The sequence below is a fragment of the Micrococcus sp. KRD026 genome, assembly GCF_017168445.1.
Taxonomy (GTDB): Bacteria; Actinomycetota; Actinomycetes; order Actinomycetales; family Micrococcaceae; genus Micrococcus; species Micrococcus luteus.
The window spans coordinates 5096-12308 of sequence record NZ_JABFBA010000024.1 but is presented as its reverse complement, the minus strand read 5'-3'; the positions used below and the strand labels follow the sequence as shown (position 1 = coordinate 12308).

Genomic DNA, 7213 nt, shown 5'->3' with positions numbered 1-7213 from the left:
ACCCCCACCCGGCCCTCGCGCGGCCCCGGCTGGCGCCTCCACGGCGACGGCCGCACCATCACCCCGGGCACCGTCGTCGCCCCGGACGAGCGGCTGAGCTGGCCCCGGACCGTGGGCATCGGCGTGCAGCACGTGATGGCCATGTTCGGCGCCACCGTGCTCGTGCCCGCCCTGACCGGCATGCCCGCGACGACGGCGCTGCTCTTCTCCGGCCTGGGCACCCTGCTCTTCCTGGTCATCACGGGCAACCGCCTGCCCTCGTACCTGGGCAGCTCGTTCGCGTTCATCGCACCCCTGACGGCCGCCGCCGCGATCGGCGGCACGGGGGCCGCGCTCGGCGGCATCCTGGTGACGGGCCTGCTGCTCACGGTGATCGGCGCGATCGTGCACCGCGCCGGCACCGGGTGGATCCACGCGCTCATGCCGCCGGCGGTGATGGGCACGATCGTGGCCCTGATCGGCCTCAACCTCGCCGGCGCCACGACGACGGCCATGCAGGAGGTGCCGGTCACCACGTTCGGCACGGCCCTGGCGGTGGTGCTCACGGCCGTGACGTTCCGGGGGCTCCTGGGCCGCCTGTCCATCCTCGTGGGCATCGTGGTGGGCTACGTGCTGGCCCTCGCGCAGGGCCAGGTGGACTTCGCCGCCGTCGGGGAGGCCGCCTGGATCGGGCTGCCGCCCTTCCACGGCCCGGAGCTGCGCTGGGACCTGCTGCCCCTGTTCCTGCCCGTCGTGCTCGTGCTGGTCGCGGAGAACATCGGCCATGTCAGGACCGTCGGGCTGATGACCAAGCGCGACCTGGACCCGCTCACCGGCCGTGCCCTGATCGCGGACGGCCTGTCCACCATGCTCTCCGGCGCGGGCGGCGGCGTCGGCACCACCACGTATGCGGAGAACATCGGCGTGATGGCCAGCTCGCGCGTCTACTCGACGGCGGCGTACTGGGTGGCCGGCCTGACCGCGATCGCCCTCGCGTTCCTGCCGAAGTTCGGGGCCGCCGTCGCCACCATCCCGGCCGGGGTGGCCGGCGGCGCGGGCATCATCCTCTACGGGATGATCGGCATGATGGGCGTGCGCATCTGGGTGCAGAACCGCGTGGACTTCTCCAACACCGTGAACCTCATGACGGCGGGTGCGGGCCTGATCATCGCGATCGCCGACCCCCAGCTCGTGGTCGGCGGGCTCGTGTTCGGCGGCATCACGCTCGGCACGGTCGCCGCCCTGGTGGTGTACCACCTCATGACGGCGATCGCCCGCGCCCGCGGCACCGAGCCGGTGCCCGAGGACGAGGAGGAGTTCGAGGCCTCGGAGGCCGGCCGGCTCGGCTGACCCCGGCCCCGGGCGCCCCGCCTCGCGCATCCCCGCGCCACGCGCACTTTCGGTCGTGAGATAGGGCCAATCTCACGACCGAAAGCGCTGAGAACCCCCCTTTCACGTTCGAAAACGCGGGGTGGGCGGACTGGGCTGCTGCTGTTCATGGCCGAGAACCGGTTCCACCTGTGCCCGCCGCTGAACATCTCGGGCGAGGACCTGGTCGAGCACGTCGAGGCCGAAGCGCAGGTCCTCGTCCGAGATGTTCAGCGGCGGGCACAGGTGGAACCGGTTCTCGGCCATGAACAGCAGCAGCCCGCGGTCCTTGGCCTCGGCCATCATCCGCCCCATCACGGGCGCGACCTGACCGAGCGGGGCCAGCCGCTCCCGGGTCTGCCGGTCCTTCACCAGCTCGACGGCCCAGAACGCGCCGGCGCCGCGCACGTCGCCCACGCTCGGGTGGGCCGCGGCGATCTCGGCCAGGCGCGGCCCGATGACCTCCTCGCCGATGCGCTTCGCGTGGGCGACCATGCCCTCCTCCTCCATCGCGGTGATCGCGGCGACGGCGGCCGCGCACGCGAGGGGGTGGCCCGAGTAGGTCAGGCCGCCGGGGTAGGGCGTGGTCGCGAAGCTCTCGTAGACGTCGTCGCTCATGGCGACGCCGCCCAACGGCACATACCCGGAGTTGACCCCCTTGGCGAACGTGACGATGTCCGGGGTGACGCCCGTCAGCTGGTGGCCGAACCACTCGCCCACGCGGCCGAAGCCGACCATGACCTCGTCGATGATCAGCAGGATCCCGTGCTCACGGCACAGCTCCTTGACGCCGGCCATGTAGCCGGGCGGCGGCAGGAAGATGCCCGCGGTGCCGGGGACGGCCTCGAGGATCACGGCGGCCACGGTGGAGGGGCCCTCGAGCTCGATCACGTCGCGCAGGTGGGCCAGCGCGCGCTCGGCCTCCTGCTCGTCGCTCTCCGAGCCGAACGCGGAGCGGTACGTGTACGCGGGCTGGAAGTGCACGACGCCGTCGGACGCCGAGTCCGAGCCCACGCGCCGCAGGGAGCCGGTCAGGTTCGCCGTCAGGCGCGTGGCGCCGTGGTACGAGAGGTACGCGGAGAGCACCTTGTGCCGGCCCGTGTGCAGGCGTGCCATCCGCACCGCGTGCTCGTTGGCCTCCGCGCCCGCGTTCGTGAAGAACACGTGGTTGATGGACTCCGGCAGCCGCTCCGTGATCAGCCGGGCCGCCTCGGACCGGGCGTCGTTGACGTGCTGCGGGGCCACGGTGGCGAGCGTCTCGGCCTGCTCCCGGATCGCGGCCACGATCTTCGGGTGGCGGTGGCCGACGTTCGTGAAGACGAGCTGCCCGCTGAAGTCGACCATGGGCCGACCCTCGCCGTCCCACACCCACGACCCCTCGGCGTCGAGGATGGTCATGGGTGTGAGGTCGCGCTGCGCGCTCCACGAGTGGAACACGTGCGCGCGGTCGAGCTCGTGGGCGCGGCGGCCGCGCTCGATGGCCTCGTCGCTGATCCGGGGGTCCCGGCGGCCGACGTGCTGCTGATGCTCGGACATGCGCCCTCCTTGAGTGTGATGCGGCTCATTCCGAGCATAGGCGCGCCCGCCCTCAGCGCGAGCTGGCGCCCCGCCGCCCGCGCGCCACCCCCACGAACGCCTGCACGAGCTCCGAGTCGGCCGCCTTGAGCCAGGCCAGGGCGACGTCCCAGCCGGGGTGGCGGGCGTCGTCGCCGCCGTGGCCCGCGGGATCCGCCCCGTCGACGACGGCGGCGCCCGCCTCCGCCTCGGACCGCGCCTGCTCGTCCGCGAGCGCGGACCGCGTGGCGGCGGCCTCGCGGTCGGCGCGGGACAGGCCCACCGTGTCGTCGAGGGTGGAGGCCAGCGGCAGCACGATCACGTCCTTGCGGCCGAACATGCGGACCACGGACATCGGCAGCACGACGTGGCCGGCGCCGGACGCGGCGATCTCCAGGGCCATCCGCTCGCCCGCGCCGGGCAGCTCGGCGGCGTCCATCGGCTCCGCGCTGGGGACCGGGGCGAAGCGGGCGGGATCCAGCTCCTCGTCCGGGTCGAGCTCGGCGGGCGGCACCGGGCCGTCCGCGTCCACGTCCCACGCGGCGAGCAGGTGGTCCCTGCCCACGCACACCACCGGCAGCTCGGAGTACACGCCCACGAGGTGCACGTGCCGCGGGTCGACGCCGCCGGCGCGCAGGAACTCCTCGGCGGACACGTCGCGTCGGCGCCGCACGTAGCCCAGCTGCGGCAGGAAGTGGCGGGGCTGACCGGCGTCGTCGTGGGCGAGGTGGGCCAGCTGGGCCGCGTCGTCGTGGTTGACGAGCTGCACCGTGCGCTGGCGCGTGGTGAACCGCTCCACCCACGTGGACGGCGTGGCCCCGGGGATGGTGGCCAGGAAGAGGGTCTCGGGCGGGACGGGCAGGTCGGCCGGCGGCGCGGGCGCGGGACGACGCCGGCCCTCACCCCCGGCACGGCCCGCGGGCTTCACGCCCTTGGCCACGCCACGCCCGCCGGAGCGGGTGGATCGGGCGGGGCCGCCCCTGCTCGCGCGGGACTTCCCGCCCCGGCCGCCACGGGAGCCGCTCAGCGGACCTTCTCCTTCAGGAAGGAGACCGCGCGATCCCAGGCGAGGGCCGCGGCCTCGGGCCGGTGGTTGCCCTGGGGGTTCTCGTCGTTGTGGAAGGCGTGCGGGGCGTCGTAGTAGAAGTACTCGACGTCGGCCCCGGACTCCTCACGGATCTGCTGCTCCTGCTCCCGCGCGTCCTCGACGGGGAAGGAGTCGTCCTGTTCGGCGTAGTGGCCCTGGACGGCGGCGGTGACGCCGGAGAAGTCGCCGGGCACGCCCTGGCCCACGCCGTAGAACGGCACGGCGGCGGAGACCTTGTCCCCCTGCTGGGCCGCGAGGGCGAGCACGAAGCCGCCGCCCATGCAGAAGCCGATCGCGCCCACGGTCTGCGAGGTCACCTCGTCCCGGGCGAGCAGCCAGTCGACGGCGCCGGCCAGCTGGCGGGCGCCCTCCTCGGCGGGCAGGTTCTGCATCATCTCGCCGGCCTCGTCGCCGTCGTGCGCGATCCAGCCGCCGTAGAGGTCGGGGGCGAGCGCGACGAAGCCGAGGTCGGCGAGGCGGTCGCACACGTCCTTGATGTGGTCCACCAGGCCCCACCACTCCTGGATCACGATCACGCCGGGGCCCTTCCCGGAGGCGGGCAGCGCGAGGTAGCCGTGGCCCGTCCGGTCGCCGTCCTGGCCGGCGTCCTTCGTGGGCAGGTCGAACGTGACGTTCTGGTGCGGGGTCTTCGAAGCCATCATGGGCCCCACCCTATGAGGAGACCGGGCCCCTCATCGAGGGACCCGGTCTCGACGCGCGAGGTCGACTCAGGCTCAGGCCTGGGCGTCGGCCTCGGACAGCACGAAGGCGGCGCCGATCTCGAGCTTCACCTTGTCCGAGACCAGGACGCCGCCGGCCTCGGTGGCGGCGTTCCAGGTCAGACCGAAGTCCTTGCGGGAGATCTCGCCGGTGGCCTCGAAGCCCACGCGGGTCGCGCCGAAGGGATCCTTGTCCTGGCCGCCGAACTCGGCCTCGAGCTCCACGGTCCGGGTGACGCCGTGCAGCGTCAGCTCGCCGACCAGGGTGAACTCCTCGGGCTCGCCGCGGACCTCGGTGGAGCGGAAGGTCATGGTGGGGAACTGCTCCACGTCGAAGAAGTCGGCGGAGCGCAGGTGGGCGTCGCGACCCTCGTTCTTGGTGCTGATGGAGGCGACGTCGACGGTCACCTCGACGGAGGACTGGGTGAACTCCTCGGCGATGACGAGCTGGCCCTCCACGGCGTGGAAGGTGCCGCGGACCTTGGAGATGCCGGCGTGGCGGACGACGAAGTCGACGTCCGAGTGCGCGGCGTCCAGGTTCCAGGTGCCGGGGGTGATGGCGCGCATGGGGTGCTCCTTTTCAGCGGGTCTGTCTGGTGTGTCCGGGGTGGGCCGCCACGGCGGGCGGCGCCTCGGCCTCCGAACTTGTTTCAAATTCAAACATCATCCGGGCGGGTTGTCCACGCCTGATCGTCAAAATTCGAAATAGAGACGGACGTCACGGGCCGTGGGGGCACATCAGGCCGAGCCCACCCACGCCGACGGCCCGGAACCTCCGGGGGTTCCGGGCCGTCGGCGCGGGGTCAGGCGGCGGGGCCGCGCTCGGGCGGCCGGACGGGGTCAGGCGGCGGGGCCGCCCCCCGTCACGGGTAGAGGCCGCGGGTGCGGTGGGCCTCGGCCACGCGCTGCACGGCGGTCAGGGTGGCGGCCTCGCGCAGGCTCACGCGGCGGCTCTCGGAGGTGGCCAGCACGGCCTGCCACGCGGCGACCATGCGCTGCTTCAGGCGCTCGTCCACCTCCTCGCGGCTCCACCAGTAGGCCTGGTTCGCCTGGACCCACTCGAAGTAGGAGACGATCACGCCGCCGGCGTTGGCCAGGATGTCCGGGACGACCAGGACGCCCTTCTCGGAGAGGATGCGGTCGGCCTCGCCCGTGGTGGGGCCGTTGGCGCCCTCCACGACCAGCCGGGCGCGCACGCGCGGGGCGTTCTCCTCGGTCAGCACGGACTGCACGGCGGCCGGGACCACGAGGTCCACGTCCATCTCGAGCAGTTCGTCCGCGTCCATGGGCTCGGTGCCGGGGGTGTCCTTCACGGAGCCGGTGTCCCAGAGCTGCTTCTGCAGGGCGTCGTAGTGCAGGCCCTCGTCGTCGCGCACGGCGCCGTACTGGTCGGACACGGCCACGACCTTCACGCCGGCCGCCTCGAGCAGCTCGACCGTGCCGGCGCCGACCTTGCCGAAGCCCTGGACCGCCGCCGTCGCCTGCGACGGCTCGATGCCGAGGTGCTCGAGCGCGGCGAGCGCCACGTGGACCACGCCCGCCGAGGTGGCGGAGGCGCGGCCCAGCGAGCCGCCGAGCGCGACGGGCTTGCCGGTGACCACGCCGAGCGTGGTGTGGCCGACGTTCACCGAGTAGGTGTCCATCATCCAGGCCATGGTCTGCTCGTCCGTGCCCACGTCCGGGGCGGGGATGTCCACCTCGGGGCCGATGATCGGCTGGATCTCGGAGGTGTAGCGGCGGGTGACGCGCTCGAGCTCGGCCTTCGAGTACTGGCGCGGGTCGATGGTCACCCCGCCCTTGGCGCCGCCGTAGGGCACGTCCAGCAGGGCGCACTTCCAGGTCATCCACATGGCCAGTGCGCGGACCTCGTCCAGGTCCACGTCCAGGCTGAAGCGCACGCCGCCCTTGGCCGGGCCGCGGGAGAAGTTGTGCTGCACGCGGTAGCCGCGGAGCACCTCGGTGGAGCCGTCGTCGCGGCGCAGGGGGATGGAGACGGCCATCTCGCGGCGGGGGGCGGCGAGCATCTGGTGCAGGCCCTCGTCGTAGCCGAGCGTCTTCACGGCGGCGGAGAGCTGGGCCAGGGCGTTGTCGAGCGGGGAGGACGGGGCCGTCACGGCCTCGTCCTCGGCGGGGATCCTCGTCATTGAGCGTCCTCGTGGTCCGGTGGGAAGGGATGTGTCGCGGCCCGACCGACGCGCGGAGTGCCGCGCCCCATTGCGCGGCCGACGTCGTCCGGACCCCGATGAACGCTACGCGCTCCCCGGTCACCCGTCACCCCCGCTGAGCCGAGATCCGCGACCGCCCGGGTGACGCCGGACACAGCGGCGTGTACTGTGCTGTGGACGCGCCGCACACCCGCGGCGCCCTTCGGCGTCGAACCGACGCCGCTCGCTCAGGGCCCACCTGGTCCGGCCCCCGGCCGTCCGCCGCGCGAGGCACCCCGCCCGCGACGTCGGCCCGACGCCCCAGCCCCGTGAAGGAGCCCCTCATGACCGTGACCCTGCCC

6 protein-coding genes are annotated in these 7213 nt (G+C 73.3%); 1 reads left to right on the top strand and 5 read right to left on the bottom strand.

The window, feature by feature from the left end:
* Positions 1 to 1329 (top strand): uracil-xanthine permease family protein (locus J1M40_RS08675; protein ID WP_241252186.1); only part of this gene is annotated, 1329 nt, incomplete at its 5' end.
* Positions 1330 to 1431: 102 nt separating this feature from the next.
* On the opposite strand, the gene J1M40_RS08670 is transcribed toward J1M40_RS08675, so the two are convergent.
* From J1M40_RS08670 to J1M40_RS08650, 5 genes are all read right to left on the bottom strand, one after another.
* Entirely contained in the window at positions 1432 to 2883 is a 1452-nt protein-coding gene (locus J1M40_RS08670) for an aspartate aminotransferase family protein (RefSeq protein ID WP_241252185.1), read from the bottom strand.
* Positions 2884 to 2935: 52 nt separating this feature from the next.
* Positions 2936 to 3841, bottom strand: a complete 906-nt coding sequence (locus J1M40_RS08665) for a hypothetical protein (protein WP_041103495.1) — start codon at positions 3839 to 3841, stop codon at positions 2936 to 2938.
* 83 nt (positions 3842 to 3924) lie between these two features.
* The gene (locus J1M40_RS08660; protein WP_206450710.1) at positions 3925 to 4650 is read right to left on the bottom strand and encodes a dienelactone hydrolase family protein; all 726 of its coding nucleotides are present in this window, start codon (positions 4648 to 4650) and stop codon (positions 3925 to 3927) included.
* Positions 4651 to 4722: 72 nt separating this feature from the next.
* Positions 4723 to 5274 carry a YceI family protein gene (locus J1M40_RS08655; RefSeq protein WP_041103494.1) on the bottom strand — a complete coding sequence of 184 codons (552 nt, stop codon included), beginning with the start codon at positions 5272 to 5274 and terminating at the stop codon, positions 4723 to 4725.
* Between the two features lie 296 nt (positions 5275 to 5570).
* Complete coding sequence (locus J1M40_RS08650; RefSeq protein WP_041103493.1) at positions 5571 to 6851, bottom strand: Glu/Leu/Phe/Val dehydrogenase; 1281 nt, start codon at positions 6849 to 6851, stop codon at positions 5571 to 5573.
* Positions 6852 to 7213: the final 362 nt, after the last annotated feature.